Genomic DNA, 20575 nt, shown 5'->3' with positions numbered 1-20575 from the left:
ATGGTTGCCGCTAAATATAGGCGGTTTTTCTTAACTTTGATAAAAAAATAAGCTTGTATTGATAAAACAAGCTTGGGAAAGAAGATAATGAGCGAAAGCTTTGCTGATTTATTTGAAGAAAGTTTAGCCAAGACCGAAATGCGTCCTGGTGCGATGTTAATGGGTACCGTAGTCGATATCGAAAATGAATTCGTTATTGTCAGCACTCAAGCAAAATCTGAGGGTATCATTCCAAAATGGCAGTTCTTGAATGCCGATGGTGATTTGGAAGTTGAAGTAGGTGACGTAATTGAAGTCGCCCTCGATTTGTTTGAAGACGGTTTAGGTTCTACTCTTCTTTCTCGTGACAAAGCTAAGAAAAACAAAGCCTGGGGTGAGTTGGAATCTGCATTTTCAGAAGATAAGACCATTACAGGTCGTATCACCGGAAAAGTGCGTGGCGGCTTTACAGTTTCAGTCGGCGCATTGCGGGCGTTTCTTCCTGGTTCTTTGGTTGACGTTCGACCTATTCGTGACACTACATTCCTTGAAAATCGTGACTTGGAATTCAAAGTCATAAAGATTGATCAAAAACGCAATAACGTCGTATTGTCTCGCCGTGCAGTGGTTGAAAAAGAGTACAGCGCAGAAAGAGAAGAATTGCTGAAAACGCTTAGCGAAGGCGCAATTGTTACCGGCGTTGTTAAAAACCTGACTGACTACGGTGCATTTATAGATTTGGGCGGCATTGATGGTTTGTTACACATTACCGATATGGCTTGGCGTCGTGTTCGCCATCCGTCTGAATGTGTAGAAATTGGTCAAGAAATTCAAGTTAGAGTCCTGAAGTTTGATAAAGAGAAAAACCGGGTTTCTTTAGGCATGAAGCAAATGGGTGAAGATCCATGGCAAAACATTGCCCGCAGATATCCTGCCGGCACCCGTGTATTCGGAAAAGTTAATAACTTGACTGATTACGGTTGCTTTATCGAAATTGAAGAAGGCGTAGAAGGTCTGGTTCACGTTTCAGAAATGGATTGGACCAACAAGAACGTTAATCCTTCCAAGGTTGTGCAGTTAGGCGATGAAGTCGAAGTGATGGTGCTTGAGATCGATGAAGAGCGTCGTCGTATTTCTCTGGGTATGAAGCAATGCAAAACCAATCCATGGGATGAATTTGCTGCAACCCATAACAAAGGCGACAAGATCACTGGAAAAATCAAGTCAATTACTGACTTCGGTATTTTTATTGGACTGGATGGCGGTATCGATGGATTAGTTCATATGTCTGACATTTCGTGGACAGATGATACCGAAGCTGCGGCACGCGATTACAAAAAAGGCGATGATGTAGAGACTGTTATTTTGGCAGTCGATGCAGAACGCGAGCGTATTTCTTTGGGCATTAAGCAATTAGAACAAGACCCTTTCCAAAACTTCCTGGCCTCTAACGAGAAAGGTAGCCTGGTGTTGGGTACTATCAAGGAAGTTGATGCTAAAGGCGCGGTAATCATGCTGGCCGACAATGTTGAAGGTTACTTGAGAGCCTCAGAAATTCAACGCGACAGAGTCGAAGATGCGCGTACATTTCTGAAAGAAGGTGAAAAAATAGAAGCTAAATTTATCGGTATCGATAAGAAAAGCAAAACTATTTCACTGTCCATTAAAGCCAAAGATCAGGATGAAGAATCCGAGGCCATTAAAGATTACACCCAACAAGCGGCAGGCACGCCGACACTGGGTGATATTTTTAAACAAATGGAAAAATAATCGCAATAAGGATACGGGTGTGCAGTTATTGCACACCCTTTGATTTTATTCATCTTCGCAGGACAGAATGTGACAAAATCGGAACTAATTGAAGCGCTTGCCAAGCAACAACCTCATTTGGCTCTCAAAGATGTTGAATTGGCAGTCAAGTGCATAATTGAACAAATGAGTCTTTCACTAGCCTCAAACGAAAGAATTGAAATACGGGGATTTGGCAGCTTTTCCTTGCATGAGCGCGACGCAAGAATGGGAAGAAACCCAAAAACGGGTGATTCAGTTGCTTTGCCAAAGAAATATGTACCCCATTTTAAACCAGGGAAAGAACTTCGCGACCGTGTTGATGAGTCGCGGGAAAAATGCATTATTGTCGATTAATCATTAAATCAGCGCGGTACAGTAATAAATTAAATGAAAATTATAGTTGCCATCGTTTTTATATTAATTTTTTCTGTTGCGTTGATTTTTTCAATACTTAACTTCCAATGGATAGAGATCAATTTATTTTTCTTTAGTATCTCTCTTCCTTTAGTGGTAGCTCTCACCATAGAATTGTTTGCCGGCATTATTATCGGATACTTGGTTGCTGCAAATGAAATCTTCAAATTAAAATCTCAAAACTCCAAACTGAATAAGTTTTCCGATAAGTAAGCGTATCGTTCCTCTTCTCAATTTATCCCACGTTTATCCTAATCCTGCAAAAAAAAGTAACGTCAAAAAGGTTAAATTTGACAGCATTCGCATGTATGTTATATTGCCATCAAATGAGAATTATTATTAATAATTTTCTTTTGTAGCTTTCAAGTATTTAACCGGAGTATATCAATATGACTTTAAGTTTGAAGAACCTAACAACGGGTGATTCAGGCCGTGTCGTTGGATTTGATAAAACCTCAAAAGCCTACCGGAAAAAACTGTTGGCAATGGGGCTTACACCCGGAACAGAATTTAGCGTAACGCGGTTTGCTCCAATGGGTGATCCTATTGAAATTAAATTACGGGGATTCTCTCTTACCTTGCGTAAAGACGAAGCTTCGGTTTTATTGATTGAGAAACTCTAATGAAAGCTGATTTTGTAGTTGGCGTTGTCGGAAATCCTAATTGCGGAAAGACAACACTATTTAATGCTCTAACAGGCGCTAGACAGCATGTAGGTAATTGGCCCGGCGTGACTGTTGAGAAAAAAACCGGTGAGTTCTTTTTTGACAACAAACAAATTGAATTAGTCGATTTGCCTGGCACTTATTCATTGGAAGCCGCAGACGATCAGGTCGCGCTGGATGAAAAAGTAGCTAGAGACTTTGTAGCCTCTCATTCAGCTGATTTAATTATCAACATTGTTGATGCTTCAAACATAGAAAGAAATCTTTATTTAACGTCTCAATTGATTGAGATGAAAGTACCGATGATTTTGGTACTAAATATGATGGACGCTCTTAAAGAGCGTGGTCTAACGATAGATATCGATGCACTATCTGAGCAAATCGGCTGTCCTGTGGTGCCTATCAGTGCAGCCCAAGGGAAAGGGCTTGTGCAGCTCAAAGAAGAAATTATCCGTTCATCTGCTGCCCAACCGATACCTTTCGTCCAAATTGAGTACGCGCCAGCACTCGAACAAGCCATTACTAACATTTCCATTCTATTGAGTGATGCCGCTTCTCAGGCAGGCTGTGATTTGCGATGGCTGGCAATAAGGCTTTTGGAAGATGACACTTTAGCCAAAACGATTGCTGGAAATAATCTGACACAACACGTTGTCGAATTACAAAGACAGGTTGAAACCGAGACTGATGATGAAATTGACATTCTAGCAGCAGATGCTCGCTATGGTTTCGTCAATACAGTCACGCAACTTTGCGTTACCCGAAAAAACCAAATTAACCGGCATACAACTGATGTAATAGATAGGGTAGTGCTTAATCGCTTTTTGGGCATCCCCATCTTTCTGTTGGTTATGTACGCTATGTTTATGTTCACCATTAACATAGGCAGCGCATTTGTTGATTTTTTTGACCAATTATCCGGCGCTTTTCTGGTTGATGGGCTGACGGCCTTATTAAACAGCCTGAACTGGCCTGAATGGCTTATCGTTTTACTTGCCAATGGCGTAGGGGGCGGAGTTCAGGTTGTAACGACTTTTATCCCGATTGTCGGCTTTTTATTCCTATTTTTATCAGCGCTGGAAGATTCCGGCTATATGTCGAGAGCAGCCTTTGTTGTTGACCGGTTTATGCGGTTTATAGGTTTACCAGGAAAGTCGTTCGTGCCGATGATTGTGGGATTTGGTTGCAATGTTCCGGCTATCATGGCCACACGTACCCTGGATAGCCAGCGCGACCGTATATTGACTAACTTAATGAATCCATTCATGTCATGCGGTGCACGACTGCCTGTTTATGCGCTTTTTGCCGCGGCCTTTTTTCCGGTAGGAGGCCAGAATCTGGTTTTTAGTCTGTATTTATTCGGCATCATAGTCGCTGTGCTGACCGGTTTAATTATGCGTCACACCCTCTTTAAAGGATCTTCAACGCCTTTTATTATGGAGCTTCCTGCTTACCACATGCCCACTTGGCGCGGTGTTCTTTTAAGAACCTGGGATAGATTGAAATCGTTCATTATTAACGCAGGTAAAGTGATTGTGCCTATGGTGCTGGTACTTAACTTCCTCAATGCGTTGGGGGTTGACGGCAGTTTTGGCAAAGAGAATACGGACAAATCGGTATTAAGCGAGATCGGTAAAGCGCTCACGCCGGCTTTTCATCCTATGGGCATAAGCAACGAAAACTGGCCCGCTACCGTCGGAATTTTTACTGGAATTTTGGCTAAAGAAGCAGTTGTCGGCACACTTAATGCTTTATACAGCCAAATGGGTGCCGAAAATTCAGACGCCGATAATGAGGTAGGTTTTGATCTGAGTGAAGCACTGATGGACGCTTTACTGACAATTCCTAATAATTTAAAAGACGTGGCAGATAACGTATTGGATCCTTTAGGTTTGAATATCGGCGATGTCAGCGATCTTGAGAGAGCATCTGCAGAGCAGGAAGTCGATACCAGAACATTTACAGCGATGAGAACGAGTTTCGACGGGAAAGCGGGCGCTTTTGCTTATTTATTATTCATATTGCTTTATGCGCCCTGTGTTGCTGCAACGGCCGCCATATACAGGGAAACCGATCTGGGCTGGACTTTGTTCGTAGTCTTTTGGACTACCGGGCTTGCCTATATGAGCGCCACTGTTTTTTATCAAATTGCAATATTTAGCCGCAATCCGACTTATTCACTCAGTTGGATACTGGGTTTAATCCTATTTTTTTGCAGTATCCTGTTTGGCCTATGGCTTTATGGGAGAAAAAGCGATCAAAGAACTGTTCTGGAGGTTAACCGTGATACTGTCAGATCTTAGAGACTACATTAAAGTCCAGCGCAAGGTCGCTCTTATTGATTTGATTAATCATTTCCATATGGATGCTGATGCAATCCGCGGGATGCTAGGCAAATGGATCAATAAAGGTAAAATTAAAAAAATACCTTTAGAAACATCGTGCGGTACCAGTTGCTGCAAATGTGACCCTGCATTGACGGAAATTTACGAGTGGGTAGATAACGCCTGATTGAATGAACTGATTTTGCGCACTATCAATATCCACTAAAGCCAGGAAATAAAAGATGTGGAACTTGAGCCTAGCTTTTCCTGAGAAAACAATCACAATTCAACAAAGCTGATTTGCATAACAGCTATCCAATGTCACCTTCCTTCCGATTGCTAACTTTGCAATTTAGCAAACTCGACTAAGCTTGAGCTATGTTTTTTTGTACCTGTTCAGTGGCGCAACAAAACAAAGAAAATGCACCCTGCAGGTTGCGGTTAGCGATAGCCAGCCCAACATGTCAAGGCCATGGCGTTAATGATTGGATTGTGAAAATCGTGCAACCCAACCTCAGCTGAAAAATTTCGTTTTTTTAAAGGTACTCAAATGTCTGAACATGACTCAAGCAGTGTTCTGATAGGTTATTTATCCGAAGTGCGTGGCGATGGTATGGAAGCCAGACTTGCCGAGCATCATGCAACCGATATTCCGCTGATCACTATTGATGGTGAAAGCATATTGGCAGGAAATATAGGCTCTTATGTCGTCATTCGGCAGTTAGATATAAACGTTCTTGCTCTTGTTTATAAAATGTGGGAAGAGGATCGCTTTGACAGCAGCGGGGGGGTAAGGCACACCGACCGGTATATTTCACTGATTCCGGTCGGGGAAATCCAGGGCGACAGTACATTTCTTCGCGGGGTACGGCATTATCCGACACCTGGCGCTAAAGTCTATGCCGTAGGCCTTAAAGAGATCAATGCCATCTTTTCCAAGTTCAGGTCTTATGAATTCTATATCGGCCAATTAGCTAATCACAAGGATTACCATTTAAGCCTGGATCCAAGAGCCTTATTCGGTCGTCATTTTGCGATTATTGGCCAATCCGGTTCCGGTAAATCCTGGACCGTGACGAGTTTGATTCAACATACCATCAGAGCCATGCCTAAGGCGCATCTGATCATGCTGGATCTTCACGGAGAATATTGCTGGAAAGATGAGGCGGGGCAAGTTCAGTCCGCTTTTCCAAAAGAAATGGTTAATTACGTTGATGCCATGGAAATGGAAATGCCTTATTGGATGATGACCTATGCCGAACTGATCGATTTATTTATTGACCGGGATGATAAAGGCGCCTCCCTGCAAATGGCTTTTATGCGTGAAATTCTGCAGCAGCTCAAGCGAAAAGAAGCTAAAGAAATCGGACTTAACGCCGCTTCAATTGACACCCCTATCTATTTTTCACTGGCCGAGCTGTATATGCAGTTTAAAAACGCCAATGAAGAACGAAAAGATTTCGGTAAAACCAAAGGCGCCTTGTTCGGTCAGTTTGATGAGTTTCTGGTGCGTATGCAAAGCCGTTTTAACGATGTGCGCTATGATTTCCTGCTTAAGCCAAAAAAATGCAACCATTCCGGTGCCATGCCAGAACTACTCCGGCAGTTCATCGGTTTAGGAAAAAATAAAGCAAACATTACCGTCGTTGATTTAAGCTCAGTCCCTACCGATGTCAGACCCGCCGTTTCAGCTCAAGTGGGGCGATTAGCCTATGAGTTTAACTACTGGAATCCTAAGCGCCGCGAGTTTCCTATTACATTGATATGCGAGGAAGCGCATGCCTATATTCCCCGAGAAAAAGGCGGCCAGTTTGAAGGCACCAAAAAAATGATGGAAAGGATTGCCAAAGAGGGCCGTAAATACGGTGTTTCAATCGGTGTCATCAGCCAGCGGCCAACCGAGCTTTCAGAGACCATGCTTTCTCAATGCAGTACCTTTATTTGTTTAAGAACGACAAATCCGGATGACCAAGCATATATTCGCGGCTTGGTTCCTGAGGCTGAAGGTGATTTGACAGACATTCTGACTTCGTTAGGAAGAGGCGAGGCGCTGGTTTTAGGTGAAGCCGCGCCTATTCCCACGCGCGTCCAGATCTATCGGCCCAACCCCGAACCTAAAAGTAATGATGTTGACTACTACACCGGATGGCGAGAAGGTCCTGATGATTTGGATGTTGATCAAATTGTTAACTTTTGGCGGACACAAACCCGAAAGTAAACCGGCCCAATGAAAAGGCGAGCAGGACTGAAAAGCCAATCATTTTGCTTCCATGGTTTTGATGAAAGCGTTGGCTTCATTAATTGATTTTTCCATAGACAGGATCAACGAAGAAACATCCGATTTAATGTTGCCTAATTCGCCTTTCAATGAACCTATGGCCTGAGCATTTAGGTTATGTTTTAAAAACAGGACCTGATCTTTAAATACATTCAATACCGGTTGAATCTTTGATTCAGCATTTTTCATGGCTGAAATCAATTGATGGTAATGCGCTTTTGTTGCAGTCAATTTTTTCTGACTGCCGGCTTTAAGCGATGGGCTGCTGTATTGAGTGATTTCTTCTTCCCATTCCCTAAACAAAGCGCCGGAGACGTCTTCAATATCACGGATTCTTTTATTTACTTCATTAGCTTTGTTGGCACTGGCTTGGTATTCGGCATTCAGTTTTTCATAAGTGTCTTGCAAATTTCCGCCTTTAAACTGAGTTATAGCGGTAAATTGAGCTAAAGCCGATTTGAATTGTTCTTTGGTTTCCTGCTGAGTGTCGCGCGCTTTTTCTACCCTGTGAACCATGACATCACGCTTAGGAATGCCAATTTGTTCAAGTCCGCTGTAATAAAGAGAGGAACATCCCGCAAGGACAAAAAAAGCCAGGGTAATCAAAATGTTCAATCGCATGATGAGTCTCTTCTCAGTAAATAACGCATAACATTGATTCTATACGCTAATTGATAATAAGTTATAATTGCCAGCTTTTTTGTAGTCTTTTTTATTGAAACATGTCAGAAACACTTTCAGAACTTGAGCGGCGGCGAGCGTTTGCAATTATATCTCACCCCGATGCGGGTAAAACAACGATTACGGAAAAACTGTTGCTGTTTGGTGGCGCTATTCAGTTGGCGGGATCTGTCAAAGGCCGAAAAGCGGCTCGTCACGCGACCTCCGACTGGATGGAAATGGAAAAGGAACGGGGTATTTCCGTTACCACCTCGGTCATGCAGTTCGAGCACAAAAACTGTATTCTGAATCTTCTGGACACCCCCGGACACGAGGATTTTTCTGAAGACACCTACCGGACACTCACAGCAGTCGATTCTGCGTTAATGGTGATCGATGTTGCCAAAGGCGTTGAAGACCGGACCATCAAATTGATGGAAGTTTGCCGTCTTAGAACCACCCCTATTTTGACGTTTATCAATAAACTCGATAGAGAAGGGCGAGAACCGATAGAGTTGATGGATGAAGTGGAAAGCGTCCTTAACATTAAATGCGCCCCCATGACATGGCCCATCGGCATGGGTAAACGATTTAAAGGCGTCTATCATCTTTATAAAGATGAAATTCATTTATTCAGCGCTCAGCATGGCGGCAAAATTGCCCAGGCTGAAGTGATTAAAGGACTCAATGATCCTCGATTGGATGCGTTACTGGACGATCAAGCCGAAGAGCTTCGTGATGAGATCGAGCTGGTCAAAGGCGCCAGTCATGAATTTGATCTTGAACAATATCTGGATGGAAGACTCACGCCGGTATTTTTTGGTTCGGCGATTAACAATTTCGGTATCCTGGAATTATTGGACGCTTTTGCCGAATTTGCCCCGGCTCCGAGGCCGCGTCAGGCTGAACAGCGCATCGTAAAACCTGAAGAAAACAAATTCAGCGGTTTTGTTTTTAAAGTGCAAGCTAACATGGATCCCGCTCATCGAGATCGTGTTGCATTTCTGCGCATTTGTTCGGGCAAGTTTGATAAAGGCATGAAAATTTATCATGTTCGAACCGGCAAACAAGTTCAGGTTGCCAATGCGATCACTTTCCAGGCCGATACGAGAAAAAACGTCGAAGAAGCTTATCCGGGCGATATTATCGGATTGCATAATCACGGCACCATTCAAGTGGGCGACACGTTCTCGCAAGGTGAAACACTCAAATTCGGGGGCATCCCTTATTTTGCTCCCGAGTTGTTTAGGCGCGTCGTACTTAAAGACCCGCTAAGAGCCAAAGCCTTACAAAAAGGTTTGATACAACTCACTGAAGAGGGCGCTACCCAGCTATTCAAACCGCTCAAGAATAATGATTTGATTTTAGGCGCGGTCGGAATTTTACAGTTTGATGTAACGGCCTATCGTCTTAAAGCCGAATACAATGTCGAATGTGTTTATGATGCATCACCCATCAGCACCGTCCGCTGGATCAGTTCAGATAAGCCGGCAAAACTGGAAGATTTTAAGAAAAAAGTTTTCGAAAATTTGGCCGAAGATGGCGGAGGTTATCTGGTCTATCTCGCCAGCAGTCGGGTTAATTTGCAACTGACAGAAGAGCGATGGCCTGATATTAAATTCAGCGCTACGCGTGAACTCTGATAGCACTTCCGGCGAACCTTGCATGAATGCCATTCTCCGGTTTGACCCTGACTGTAAAAACTGTCAACGGCTGGATCAATTCCTGATCAATGTCAAATGCAAGTTTCCGGCTTATCACGCGAGACCTGTGGCGCCTTTCGGGGATAGCAATCCCGGATTATTGATTGTTGGTTTGGCGCCCGGCATGCATGGAGCCAATGCCACCGGGCGGCCATTTACCGGAGATTATGCGGGTATTTTGCTCTACGAAGCATTGTATGAATTTGGTTACAGCAATCAGCCTGAATCATCTCATCTTGATGATGGGTTAATACTCAAAAACTGCAGAATCACCAATGCAGTCAAGTGTTTACCCCCGCAAAATAAGCCGTCCGGCGAAGAAATTAACCGCTGTAATAAATTCCTTGCGGCCGAATTAAAGGAATTACCCCATCACTCTATTATTCTGGCATTGGGACAGATCGCTCATCAGGCGGTGCTTAAAGCTTACGGATTGAAAGCAAGTGCGGCCCGTTTTGGGCATAATCAAGTGCATAACTTGCCGACAGGCCGCCAATTGGTTAATTCTTATCATTGCAGTCGTTATAATGTCCAGACCAAACGGTTAACAAAAGCTATGTTTTCCGATGTTTTCCAAACTATTGCACAACTATCCAAGTAACGGTGATTGGCGACGCATCCGTTAATGATTTTGACGTTAAGGGAATCCTTAAAACCCTGACCCCACGCCCGGGCATTTACAAAATGCTCAATCAAAAAGGCGAGGTGCTTTACATTGGCAAGGCTAAAAACCTGAAAAATCGGGTTTCCAGCTATTTTAGATGCCAAACAGCATCCCCCAAGCAACAGGCTATGGTCAGCCATGTTGCGGATATTGAAGTCACCGTAACCCACAGTGAAGGTGAAGCGCTTTTGCTGGAAAGCCAACTCATCAAGCGTTATATGCCCAAGTACAACATTTGTCTTAGAGACGACAAATCGTACCCTTATATCTATATTTCCAGTCTTCATGAATTTCCTCGCGTTACTTTTCATCGAGGCGCAAAAAAGCTGCGGGGGCTTTACTTCGGTCCTTATCCCAGCGCCGGAGCGGTTAAGGAAACCTTAAAATTAATCCAGAAAATCTTTCCGGTACGCCAATGTGAAGACTCTTATTATCAAAACCGGTCCAGGCCTTGTCTGCAACATCAAATTCAGCGCTGTACCGCCCCTTGTGTGGGGTTAATCAATCAGGAAGATTATGGGCTGGATGTAGAAGGTACCGTTTTATTTCTTGAGGGTAAAAGTGAAACATTAATCAACCGCTTGATTGAAAAAATGGAAAAAGCGGCCAGATCTTTAGATTTTGAGCAGGCTGCGGCGTATCGAGATCAAATATCCCGGATTCGAGGCATCCTTGAAAAGCATTTTGTTCATGGTGAACGAGGCGATGTCGATATTGTTGCTTGTGCAACGCGCGCCGGCATGGCGGCTGTTCAGGTTTTTTTTATACGTAACGGCCAACATCTGGGTAATAAATTATTTTATCCCAAGCTATTCGAAGACACCGCGTCTGAAAAAATCCTGCAAGCTTTTATAGCGCAGTATTACCTGGACAAACCCATTCCCTCTGAATTGATTCTGAGTCATGAGATTGACGAAATTGAGCTATTACAGGACGTTTTAACACAACATGCAAAACGCCCGGTCAGCCTCTGTTCCAGTGTTCGAGGGGAACGGTTAAAATGGTTGCAGATGGCGATGACCAATGCCCAAAGCGCACTCAACGCCAAATTATCCAATCGTCAAGGTTTGTACGGAAGATATGCGAGCCTGCAAGAAGAACTAGGTTGTAGCGAAATACCCAAACGCCTGGAATGTTTTGACATCAGCCATACGCAAGGCGACCAGACAGTCGCCTCCTGTGTTGTCTTTGATCAGGAAGGGCCTGTTAAATCAGCTTATCGCCGGTTCAATATTGAAGGTATCACCGGAGGGGATGATTATGCAGCCATTCATCAAGCGGTATCGCGACGCTTTGCGCGAATCAAAAAAGGCGAATACGAGGCGCCGGATATTTTATTCATTGATGGGGGCAGAGGACAGGTCAACGAAGCAAAAAAGGCTTTGGCTGAATTAGCGATAAACAATGTTATGATAGTCGGCGTTTCCAAGGGACCCGATAGAAAAGCGGGGATGGAAAAATTAATTCTGACTGACCAGGAACAACCCATAGACTTTTCTTCCGGTTCGTCAGCTTTATTACTGATTCAGCATATCAGGGACGAGGCGCATCGTTTTGCAATTACAGGACATCGGCAAAGACGCGGTAAAGCCAAAAGAGAATCGTTGTTAGAGGAGATTTCAGGACTAGGGCCCAAAAGGCGTCAACTCTTACTAAAACAATTTGGCGGATTGCAGGGTATAACAAGGGCCAGTGTCGATGCATTAAGCAGTATTGACGGCATCAGCAAACACTTGGCGCAAAAAATTTACGATCAATTACATCAACAAGATGGCAATTAAATTAAACTTACCAACTCATTTAACCTTGCTAAGAATCTTTTTGATTCCTTTATTGGCGGTGTTTTTTTATTTACCCTGGGAACACGCTAATCTGGCGAGTACACTTATTTTTGTGGTTGCCGGCTTTACCGATTGGCTGGATGGTTATTTGGCCAGAAAAATGGGATTGGAAACACGCTTTGGTGCTTTTTTAGATCCGGTTGCTGATAAATTAATGGTCGCATTTGTTTTGGTTTTGATTGTTCAGCAGGATGGCTCGCCTTATCTGGCTATTCCCGCGGCCATTATTATCGGCCGCGAAATTACCATTGCTTCGTTAAGAGAATGGATGGCCGAATTGGGACAAAGAGCTAAAGTGAAAGTCTCTGAATTGGGTAAATGGAAAACCAGTGCGCAGATGCTCGCCATATCATTTCTTCTCTACAGCCATGATATAGCTGGTTTTCCGGTTAAAACATCCGGATATTTTTTACTGTATTTAGCGGCTTTTCTGACATTATGGTCAATGATCAATTACTTAAAAGCCGCTTGGAATGTCATTCAAAATGATACGCTTTAAGCTGATTACAAAGACAGATAGGTTAACTGATCTGGTGACATGCTTAGGTTACAAAATCCCATTCGACAGTGAAGTGGATTTAAACACTGAGCATTGTTTTTTCTAACAATTTATTTATAAGTAGCACATTGATTTTGCTGCCAAAAAGCGAAAATGGAACAAGAAATAGAAAATAATAACAATAAAAAGCTGGACACTCCGGATGAAATACTCCTGGCTGCTTTAAGATTATTCGCCAAAAAAGGTTTTTTTAATACGTCATTGACTGATATCGCTAAAGAAGCGGGTATCAAAACAACCAGTGGCGTTTACCAGCATTTTAAAAATAAACAAACGATAGCGGCCGCTCTTTACGCCAACATTATCGACAGTTTAAGTATTTCTATCGACGATATTCGTCGATGTAACAAAAAACCTTCGGAACAATTGAGGGAAGTTGTAGGATTATTATTTAGATTGGCTCAAGATGCGCCGGATATCATTGAATTTTTATTCGTGATCAAACTTTCTGAGTTTTTACCTGACGAAAAGCCTCTTATAGAAACAGCGCCATTTATAAAAATAATAAAAATAATTCAAGCTGGCATCAAAGCAGAAGAGATCAAAAATATGGACCCTATGATGGTTTATACCTTATTTTTTGGAATAATAAATCACACATTAGTCATGGCCGTATCAGGAAATTTGACCAAATCAGTGGATAGTTATCAATCCCCGGCCTGGCTTGCTGCCTGGCACGCGATTCATAAAAAATGAGTATGGCAGGTGACTTAGAGTTGCTATGGCACCTGCCCCTATGTTTATTTCCACGAACGGAAATTAATCACGACCAGCAGTTTTTATTGCCTCAATGACTTCTTCGCTGTGTTTGGCGGGTTTGACCTGCCTGTATATCCTGGTAATCAAGCCTTCCGGATTGATAATAAAGGTGTGCCGCTTGCTGAATTTAATCGGACCCAGTTTAAACAACGCACCGTAAGATTGGCTGACTTTGCCATCTGAATCGGATAACAGCGTAAAAGGCAGTGATTGGTTGTTTATAAATTTTTCATGGCTGCTGATTGTATCGGTGCTAACGCCCAGTACAACAGCGTTCAAAGCTTTTAGCGTTAGATCATGATCTCTAAATTGACACGCTTCGACAGTACATCCAGGCGTATTGTCTTTGGGGTAAAAATAAAGGATAACCCATTTACCTCTATATTGAGCCAGTTGATGGCTGATGCCTTTAGCGTCTTTGAGTGAAAAATCAGGGCTGATTTGCCCGGGTGTCAATGCTTCCATTTGTATGATGTACCTTGAGTATGGCCGAAATTATTGAATTCAAAAAAAAGCCGCATGATAAAAAAAACATCATGTGCAAAAACGGCTTTCATAAATGGCAGATCGTTAAAGAAAAAAAGTTTGATGTCAAGTTTGGAAAACTAAGTACTCTTTATCAATGCGTTCGTTGTAAAGTTGTTAAAACAGAATGGACCTGAATGATTAAACAGCAGATGAAATTGCTGAAAAAGCAACTTCTATTGCGATTCTTTTCGATAGGATAAAATCAAATAATCCAACCAGCCCATACGACTGACCATTTCAGCGGTTGCTGTCTCCATTATTGCGGAAACATTATAAAAACCTACATCTTTAGCAAAACGCCGCAGAAAGCGGTAAGTCGGCAATGTATTTGAGGTAATATCGAGCTCATCTTTTGCAGAAAATCCAGTTTCTTTCGCCAGATTGCGATATTTATCAATAGTGAAATCAAACTGGCAATGACCATAAAAATGAAAACCAAAGGGGCTGGGTAATTTTATTTGCGTCAAAGGCGCCAGCCACGTTTGAGGTACAAAATCTGAAATTACCAGCGTTCCACCCGGTTTTAAAACCCTGAAAACCTCCCGAAAAAATGATGCCCTGTCAGGAAAATGGAATATGCATTCAACCGCCAGAACACAATTTATGGATTGATCGGAAAAGGGCAGGGAACACGCATTGCCGTTGACAAGAAGATAGGGACTGGAAGCCGTATTCAGCAAATTATTACTGGCCCGATACAATTGTCTTATATCTAAATTTAGACCGTATAATTTCAGATTACTGCCTGTTTCTTGCAAATGAGCAAGCGTGCCGCCAAAACCACAACCCACATCCAAAACTGTCATGCCTTCTTTTATTTCAGCCGATGCACATAGCTTATGCGTCAAATTTTCTGTGGCTTTAATAAAATCATCTACTGACAATGTTGCCTGATCAGGCTGATCCCAGCAACCCCAATGCACGTGCTTACCAAACGACTTTTCAACAAGACCGTCTTGTTCCAGCAATTTAAGCAATTCATCAAAATAAGGCAAGTTAACCATGGGTGACGGTATCAAGAATGGTTTTTATCTGTTGCCACAAGGTTTACTTCTTGCTTTGTTTTGTCTATGCCGAATGGCTTTCTGATAAGCGGGGCCAGGGTTGGCTCCAATGATTTGATAATTTGTACCGGCAAGGAACTGGTAAATCGGTATTTTTCAGCTTCAGGACCTTCCACATAGGCCGTTATAACGCCGAAGAAACGATCGCCCATAAAAAATGCAAATGTCGCAGCACGGCTAATGAATTGTGATTGCAGCAATACTCCTCGCTCGCCTCTTACTTGCCGCCTATGATCGCCGGTTCCTGTTTTACCACCAACAGCAAGCTGAGTTCCTTGGGCATCCGTGTAAACACCTCTTAGTCGAGTCGCAGTTCCGCCTTGGACTACACCCAGCAGTGCCTCTTTAGCGACTTTGGCAACTTCAGGAGCAAAAACACGAATACCTTGATCAGATAATCGGTTCATCGTTGTCTCATAAGGAGTGCCTTCTGCAAAATGAAGCTTTTCAAAGCGTATTAACGGTTGTTTAACACCATTATTTTGCAATACTCCCATCAACTCGGCCAAAGCAACAGGGCGATCACCCGAGGCGCCTATTGAAGTTGCATAAGAGGGAGTTAAACGCCCAAACGGATAGCCTACACGCTGCCAATCCCTGTGGATTTCCTCAAAAGCTTTTGCTTCAAGAAGAGTCATAATTCGGCGGTTTTGTGCATTTTTCCGGGTACTCTTAAACAACCAGCGATAAACATCGATCCTTTGTTCTGCACTGGCTTCGATGATATCGTCTCGGTCAGCTTCCGGATGATTAGCCATATAATTGGCCAGCCAAAGTTCCAGTGGATGTATTTTGGTGATATAGCCTTGATCTTGCAGGTTGAATGTTGCGGGTGAATATTTATCCTTCAACTTATCAATTTTTTCATTTGCCAATGCAGATGCCGGCAAATGGCTTTTCAGAAAAGCGGTCAACGCGTCTATGTCGCTGTCCGGATAAATGGCTTGGTAAAGCATGGTCAATCTGGAGGCTTTGGGCTTAACTCTTCTGGCCAGCATTTCAAGCACCTCTTGCGCGCTTTTACCTTTATAACGGGAGTAAAAACGCCGCAAATAAACCTGACCTTCCTGATCGGCAAAATGTTCTAAATATTCTTGTCTTCTGGCGTCATTTGGATCTTCCATCCACCGGGCTATTCCGCCGGGTTTATAGAGGTGATGATAAACAATATCCCGCATTAGTCGGATAAAGACTAAATTGACAGAGTCCTTAAGCGCATTACGGACCGACATGATCTTGTTATTCTCGTCACGCGTGAAATTATTAAACCGATGCAAACCTCCGCCGGTAAAAAAACTTTCTCCCGGACTTGCCGAATAACGCCTGTCTAATGCCTGATTCAATAATGCTTCCAGACTTATATCCGGAGTTGTCTTGAGATGACCGATAACCCAAGCCGACAAATAGTCACGCGGATGAAGCGGTACTTTGGTGAGTTCTTCGGCTGAAAAGTCTTTAAATTGGCCATAAATCAAGCTGATGATCTCTAAATAATTGACCATCGTCCTTAATTTTGAGGTTGAACCTAAGTCCAATTTGATTCCTTCGTTAATATCCAAAGGCTGGTCATAGTTATCAGTCTGAATCCGCAAAAGATTTCCTTTATCCCCACGTTCAAATAACATCAAACTATAAATGATAGGGGAGGGATCGTTTGTTTCGGATAAAAGTCTGAAACCGACTGCTCCAGCAGCTTTTGCGCCATCGGGTTCACTCAGTCGTCTCAAGGCTTTGGCAACTGATTTTTGCGTTTCGAAATCAATCGTTGTCTTAACGCTTAAATCAAGCCGGTCGAGTTCATAAATTGATTTCACACCAATCGCTCTGGCTAATCGGGAGCGCAGCACGGACTGTGTTTTCTTTTCCACCATGAATCTGGCCGGAACGGAGTTTTCACGAGGAGGAATAACAACTTGAGCTTGTAGTGCCGCATCGCGCAACGCCTCTGAAATAACACCTTGTGTCGCCATTATGCGCAAGTAACTATCAGTCAATGTTTGTAATGCTTCAAATCCCGATCCAAGCAGGTAAGAGGGTCTTCTTTGTGATAATAATAAACTTAAAACTTGACGGAAAGCTTGCGCCTGAGCCGGCGTAATTTCGGTAGATTGATTTATAGATGGGTCTGATAACAGCGTATTGACTTCATTAAAATCCGCACCAAACCACGCTGACAAACCATCACCTAAACCATGAATTTCACCCAGCTTTGGCGTTGCCGCCAAAGGCATCGAGTTTAAATAGGTATGAGCAATTATTTTCCGCATCTCACGAGTGTCAGGACCTAACAGATAAGCTCTAAGCGATGCGCTACCCATTTGTATAAATTTGTCGGACAAGGTCCTAGTTATTCCTTCTGGGGAATGCCTGTATTTTTCCAGTTGTGTAGCCAAAGTACTACCTCCTGGAACGTTAATATTCGATCCCAGTTTTTTAGCAATTAATTGAACACCGGCAAAACCTAGCCGATCCCATTCAACCGCAGGATTTTTGTTGGTGTGAGTATCGTCAAGTAATTCACGATTCTCGATGAATAACAGAGTTTGCAGAACAAGTGACGGTATGGATTCAAAAGTCGGATAGCCGTAGGTAGGATAATTGGCACTGAATAAGATATTTTCGTTTTGATCGGTGATACGCAAGCCGGTCTGGGTTTTCTCCTGATAAATCGGATAGAGGCCATAATCAAATAGCTGATCCATCATTTCGGAGGATTTTGCTTGAGCAACAACGCTGTAACCTGACTTTTCCAGTTTTGATATGGCATCAGGTAATAAGGTATATCCCAGCCTTTGATCGTATGGGCCGTATTTAGGATAACGGATTTTAGAATTAGGCCCAGGCTCCACCTTAAAATCAAGCTTTTGAGCGATGCTGGAGAGATATTCCGATTGATACTTTGAGGATTTGGTTTCTTCCTTGACGAATTTAGCCGCAGAAACGATAAAAAATATCATGACTGTCAACAAGCTCAACGCTAAAAATCTTTTTATTACACGTTTATATCGCAACATGTTTTGTAACTTTGATTCTGACAAAGTATGTTTGAAAAGAATTAGAATTCATAGTCTACAGAGTGAGCGGCTTAAAGTAAGAAAATTAACAGTCGAAAATTATAGGCTATTATGCTTAGGGCATAAAGAAACTTAAAGACGCACGATCAAAGACCACGATTTTATTTATTTTTTGAGATTAATCTGCCTCCTTTTAGTTCAATTTAGCATTCACTAAAATGCCTATAATGTATATTATGTTAAATAGTGCTGTATATAAATCTACATTCTTTTCCCCACCCATCCGTTCATTGTAAGCGTCAAGGAATATGGCTTAACTAGGACTATAACTTCAATAACAAGATCGTGTCGGTCCGGAATGCGCTTAAGGACTCTGTCAATTTAGTCTTTATCCGATCTCTCTATATCGTTCCGATAACAATTACGACAACAAAATAGTGCCGGACTAGCGACTTTCCCTTTTGTTTTAAAAAATAAATCATGCACGGAGATGGAAACAATGATTCAGTTGTAATGCGTTATAACAAGCATCATGGTGCTTCTTACTTTTGCTAAAGCCGAAGCAGAAGCAGTCAGCTATGGCAAACCGGTTGTGTTGGCACATGGCGATTCGCATTATTTCCGGATTAACAAACCGCTATTAGGCAGCAAAAGCAGACGTCGCATCGAAAATATAATGCACGTTGAAACCTTCGGTGCGGACGATGTTCATTGGTCACGAAACACCAATAGCACCAAATGTTGAGCCAATCAACTGCTCATATTGGGTTTATTGGTTTGGTTAAGCCAGCAAGACCGCCAGCTATTTCTCAAGGAATAATGAAGCTAAAATATTGCAGTTTTATGACAATCAATGCGCTTCGAGAATCAACTGCTATTATTTTTACGTGAAGTTCACCAACAGCAAACGCGGTTTGCTGTTGGTGATTAGGATTCAATGACATAGCATTGATTTATTGAGAATACAGCGATGCGAAAACTTTCTGACGGAAATACAAAAGACGGACAATGACTTGGAATATCGCCACGAAAAGTTCTGACTATTGAATTTCCTCGTAGAGCCTCTATTTATCCAGAGCAATTGAAATCGTCCCTGCCCTACCCCGATGAATCCGTGAAGGCCTTGTTGACCAAGACCTCAAACAATCAGATTGCGCCTTTTCTGCGTAAGCCCATCAAACCCAAAAGACTGCTGCCCAAAAACCAGACCGGAGCAGGCAGAGGAACTGCCGCTATATCACCGGAACGTACTGCCCACGCCAGATACTCGCCATTTTTATTAAGATCGCTTTGAACACCAAAATCAGTTGCAAAAGCCCATGCAAATGAAGCATTGTCAGGAGCATATTCCAGGTTTGTCCAGAATACGTTGGCTTCCAGATTTGCGATTGACTTAGCCTGGTTCGTTACACCGTCTCTAAAAAAGGCATTCGGCGTTTCATTCCAGCCCAATTGCGCTTCATCTCCAAACATTGAATAAAAGCCTCTGTTTAAAAGATTGACGTGATACATATAAGCCAATTCAGAATTCGGACTGGTAATGTTATAACCGTAATCAGTGCTGCCGTCATAAGCAAATTCATACTCAAAAGCCGAGCTGTTAGCTGCTGACAAAGTCGGCAAACGCCAATCGCTGACACCGCCATAAACCAGACTAGCGGCCCAAGCGTTTGCTTGTTCCCAATTCATTAATCCAGTTTCATGCTGACCTGAGGTTTTTGCATAATTTGCATCTTGCAACCAGGTGACATCAAGAACCGTGTCATAAATCATGCCGTTACCGCGATCCATCAAAACCGCTTCTGATAAACCTGAAAACATAAGACCGCCACTGATTAGTGCGGCTGAAAAAACTTTTTTAGCACGGGTATTCATTGAATTTGCTCCTAAGTAGATGGAAATAAACCGGGAATTAATCTGCGTCAAAAAACATCAAGACGGATTGAGTCTAAAAGTTATTTATGACAAAACGTTTAATGTTTGATGAAGATTTGGTGACATTTTTGAGTCAATACGCTTAGATTAGGCTATGTATACTTTAGTAGTTGAGTACATCAACGCCATGGATTGCTGGAGCCGTTAGACCGCGTAAACGCATTCCAGATGAGCTATAGTCAAATCTGGTGTATAACCCATTTGAATTAGGCGGCCATCTGCTGCGTTTCTTCCATTTTCTCTGCCTCTGTGATAATGGCAATGCCGTCATGGAAACGGATGCCCTCAATCACTTCCGGTATTCGTTTAAAACCTTGTATCTTGCGCCAACTCTTCTCGGCCGTCAGCGCTAATTGAAATACCAATCCCATCAAGGTACTGCGCGAGACGCAGTTTT

The 20575-nt window shown here is 42.8% G+C and carries 18 protein-coding genes and 1 pseudogene; 13 read left to right on the top strand and 6 right to left on the bottom strand.

The genetic code is table 11. The annotated features are described in order from the left end of the window. The first annotated feature begins 87 nt into the window (after window positions 1-87). The 7 genes from rpsA (at window position 88) to Q7V32_RS17460 (ending at window position 7391) form a co-directional block, all read left to right on the top strand. The gene (rpsA, locus tag Q7V32_RS17490; RefSeq protein ID WP_304898268.1) at window positions 88-1749 is read left to right on the top strand and encodes a 30S ribosomal protein S1; all 1662 of its coding nucleotides are present in this window, start codon (window positions 88-90) and stop codon (window positions 1747-1749) included. 69 nt (window positions 1750-1818) lie between these two features. Next, a complete protein-coding gene (locus Q7V32_RS17485) occupies window positions 1819-2124 on the top strand; it encodes an integration host factor subunit beta (RefSeq protein ID WP_304898267.1) in 306 nt (101 codons plus the stop codon). Window positions 2125-2157: 33 nt separating this feature from the next. Further along, window positions 2158-2397, top strand: coding sequence for a LapA family protein (locus Q7V32_RS17480; RefSeq protein ID WP_304898266.1), 240 nt, complete (start codon window positions 2158-2160; stop codon window positions 2395-2397). Window positions 2398-2573: 176 nt separating this feature from the next. Next, window positions 2574-2807, top strand: a complete 234-nt coding sequence (locus tag Q7V32_RS17475) for a FeoA family protein (RefSeq protein ID WP_159657916.1) — start codon at window positions 2574-2576, stop codon at window positions 2805-2807. Beyond that, window positions 2807-5152 carry a Fe(2+) transporter permease subunit FeoB gene (feoB, locus tag Q7V32_RS17470; RefSeq protein WP_304898265.1) on the top strand — a complete coding sequence of 782 codons (2346 nt, stop codon included), beginning with the start codon at window positions 2807-2809 and terminating at the stop codon, window positions 5150-5152. The genes Q7V32_RS17475 and feoB overlap by 1 nt, the downstream gene beginning before the upstream one ends. After that, the gene (locus Q7V32_RS17465; RefSeq protein ID WP_304898264.1) at window positions 5133-5360 is read left to right on the top strand and encodes a FeoC-like transcriptional regulator; all 228 of its coding nucleotides are present in this window, start codon (window positions 5133-5135) and stop codon (window positions 5358-5360) included. Before feoB ends, Q7V32_RS17465 begins: the two co-directional genes overlap by 20 nt. A 363-nt stretch (window positions 5361-5723) precedes the next feature. After that, window positions 5724-7391, top strand: coding sequence for an ATP-binding protein (locus tag Q7V32_RS17460; protein WP_304898263.1), 1668 nt, complete (start codon window positions 5724-5726; stop codon window positions 7389-7391). A 39-nt stretch (window positions 7392-7430) separates the two neighbouring features. On the opposite strand, the gene Q7V32_RS17455 is transcribed toward Q7V32_RS17460, so the two are convergent. After that, window positions 7431-8072, bottom strand: a complete 642-nt coding sequence (locus tag Q7V32_RS17455) for a DUF2959 domain-containing protein (RefSeq protein WP_304898262.1) — start codon at window positions 8070-8072, stop codon at window positions 7431-7433. Window positions 8073-8173: 101 nt separating this feature from the next. Here Q7V32_RS17455 and Q7V32_RS17450 point away from each other — a divergent pair, with 101 nt between their 5' ends. The 5 genes from Q7V32_RS17450 to Q7V32_RS17430 all read left to right on the top strand — a co-directional run bounded on the left by Q7V32_RS17450 (window position 8174) and on the right by Q7V32_RS17430 (window position 13574). Further along, window positions 8174-9754, top strand: coding sequence for a peptide chain release factor 3 (locus tag Q7V32_RS17450; RefSeq protein ID WP_304898261.1), 1581 nt, complete (start codon window positions 8174-8176; stop codon window positions 9752-9754). A gap of 22 nt (window positions 9755-9776) precedes the next feature. Continuing rightward, window positions 9777-10415, top strand: a complete 639-nt coding sequence (locus tag Q7V32_RS17445) for a uracil-DNA glycosylase (RefSeq protein ID WP_304898260.1) — start codon at window positions 9777-9779, stop codon at window positions 10413-10415. A gap of 2 nt (window positions 10416-10417) precedes the next feature. Beyond that, window positions 10418-12259, top strand: a complete 1842-nt coding sequence (gene uvrC / locus Q7V32_RS17440; protein WP_370691478.1) for an excinuclease ABC subunit UvrC — start codon at window positions 10418-10420, stop codon at window positions 12257-12259. Then, a complete protein-coding gene (gene pgsA, locus Q7V32_RS17435; protein ID WP_206444716.1) occupies window positions 12249-12818 on the top strand; it encodes a CDP-diacylglycerol--glycerol-3-phosphate 3-phosphatidyltransferase in 570 nt (189 codons plus the stop codon). Before uvrC ends, pgsA begins: the two co-directional genes overlap by 11 nt. A gap of 153 nt (window positions 12819-12971) precedes the next feature. Further along, window positions 12972-13574 carry a TetR/AcrR family transcriptional regulator gene (locus Q7V32_RS17430; RefSeq protein ID WP_304898259.1) on the top strand — a complete coding sequence of 201 codons (603 nt, stop codon included), beginning with the start codon at window positions 12972-12974 and terminating at the stop codon, window positions 13572-13574. A gap of 63 nt (window positions 13575-13637) precedes the next feature. Here the strand turns inward: Q7V32_RS17430 and Q7V32_RS17425 are convergent, their stop codons facing one another. From Q7V32_RS17425 to Q7V32_RS17415, 3 genes are all read right to left on the bottom strand, one after another. After that, complete coding sequence (locus Q7V32_RS17425) at window positions 13638-14102, bottom strand: peroxiredoxin (RefSeq protein ID WP_304898258.1); 465 nt, start codon at window positions 14100-14102, stop codon at window positions 13638-13640. 236 nt (window positions 14103-14338) lie between these two features. Continuing rightward, window positions 14339-15169 (bottom strand): class I SAM-dependent methyltransferase, encoded by an 831-nt coding sequence (locus Q7V32_RS17420; protein ID WP_304898257.1) that lies wholly within the window; start codon window positions 15167-15169, stop codon window positions 14339-14341. A gap of 11 nt (window positions 15170-15180) precedes the next feature. Then, window positions 15181-18243, bottom strand: coding sequence for a transglycosylase domain-containing protein (locus tag Q7V32_RS17415; RefSeq protein WP_304898256.1), 3063 nt, complete (start codon window positions 18241-18243; stop codon window positions 15181-15183). Between the two features lie 532 nt (window positions 18244-18775). On the opposite strand from Q7V32_RS17415, the gene Q7V32_RS17410 reads away from it, so the two are divergent. Further along, window positions 18776-18988, top strand: coding sequence for a hypothetical protein (locus Q7V32_RS17410; RefSeq protein ID WP_304898255.1), 213 nt, complete (start codon window positions 18776-18778; stop codon window positions 18986-18988). 401 nt (window positions 18989-19389) lie between these two features. On the opposite strand, the gene Q7V32_RS17405 is transcribed toward Q7V32_RS17410, so the two are convergent. Beyond that, window positions 19390-20118: a hypothetical protein gene (locus Q7V32_RS17405; protein ID WP_304898254.1), complete on the bottom strand. Its 729-nt coding sequence runs from the start codon at window positions 20116-20118 to the stop codon at window positions 19390-19392. A 266-nt stretch (window positions 20119-20384) separates the two neighbouring features. Further along, window positions 20385-20575: pseudogene (locus Q7V32_RS17400) on the bottom strand (IS256 family transposase); the annotation flags it as partial.

Origin of the sequence: Methylicorpusculum sp. (genome assembly GCF_030651835.1) — a bacterium.
Classification (GTDB): domain Bacteria; phylum Pseudomonadota; class Gammaproteobacteria; order Methylococcales; family Methylomonadaceae; genus Methylicorpusculum.
Note: the sequence above shows the minus strand (reverse complement) of the source record. Positions and strands in the feature narration are given on the sequence as shown.

Coding starts and splice junctions, on each gene's coding strand:
- rpsA (WP_304898268.1), top strand. CDS start 88: ATGAGCGAAAGCTTTGCTGATTTATTTGAAGAAAGTTTAGCCAAGACC.
- Q7V32_RS17480 (WP_304898266.1), top strand. CDS start 2,158: ATGAAAATTATAGTTGCCATCGTTTTTATATTAATTTTTTCTGTTGCG.
- Q7V32_RS17475 (WP_159657916.1), top strand. CDS start 2,574: ATGACTTTAAGTTTGAAGAACCTAACAACGGGTGATTCAGGCCGTGTC.
- feoB (WP_304898265.1), top strand. CDS start 2,807: ATGAAAGCTGATTTTGTAGTTGGCGTTGTCGGAAATCCTAATTGCGGA.
- Q7V32_RS17460 (WP_304898263.1), top strand. CDS start 5,724: ATGTCTGAACATGACTCAAGCAGTGTTCTGATAGGTTATTTATCCGAA.
- Q7V32_RS17455 (WP_304898262.1), bottom strand. CDS start 8,072: ATGCGATTGAACATTTTGATTACCCTGGCTTTTTTTGTCCTTGCGGGA.
- Q7V32_RS17450 (WP_304898261.1), top strand. CDS start 8,174: ATGTCAGAAACACTTTCAGAACTTGAGCGGCGGCGAGCGTTTGCAATT.
- Q7V32_RS17445 (WP_304898260.1), top strand. CDS start 9,777: ATGAATGCCATTCTCCGGTTTGACCCTGACTGTAAAAACTGTCAACGG.
- pgsA (WP_206444716.1), top strand. CDS start 12,249: ATGGCAATTAAATTAAACTTACCAACTCATTTAACCTTGCTAAGAATC.
- Q7V32_RS17430 (WP_304898259.1), top strand. CDS start 12,972: ATGGAACAAGAAATAGAAAATAATAACAATAAAAAGCTGGACACTCCG.
- Q7V32_RS17425 (WP_304898258.1), bottom strand. CDS start 14,102: ATGGAAGCATTGACACCCGGGCAAATCAGCCCTGATTTTTCACTCAAA.
- Q7V32_RS17420 (WP_304898257.1), bottom strand. CDS start 15,169: ATGGTTAACTTGCCTTATTTTGATGAATTGCTTAAATTGCTGGAACAA.
- Q7V32_RS17415 (WP_304898256.1), bottom strand. CDS start 18,243: ATGTTGCGATATAAACGTGTAATAAAAAGATTTTTAGCGTTGAGCTTG.
- Q7V32_RS17410 (WP_304898255.1), top strand. CDS start 18,776: ATGGTGCTTCTTACTTTTGCTAAAGCCGAAGCAGAAGCAGTCAGCTAT.
- Q7V32_RS17405 (WP_304898254.1), bottom strand. CDS start 20,118: ATGAATACCCGTGCTAAAAAAGTTTTTTCAGCCGCACTAATCAGTGGC.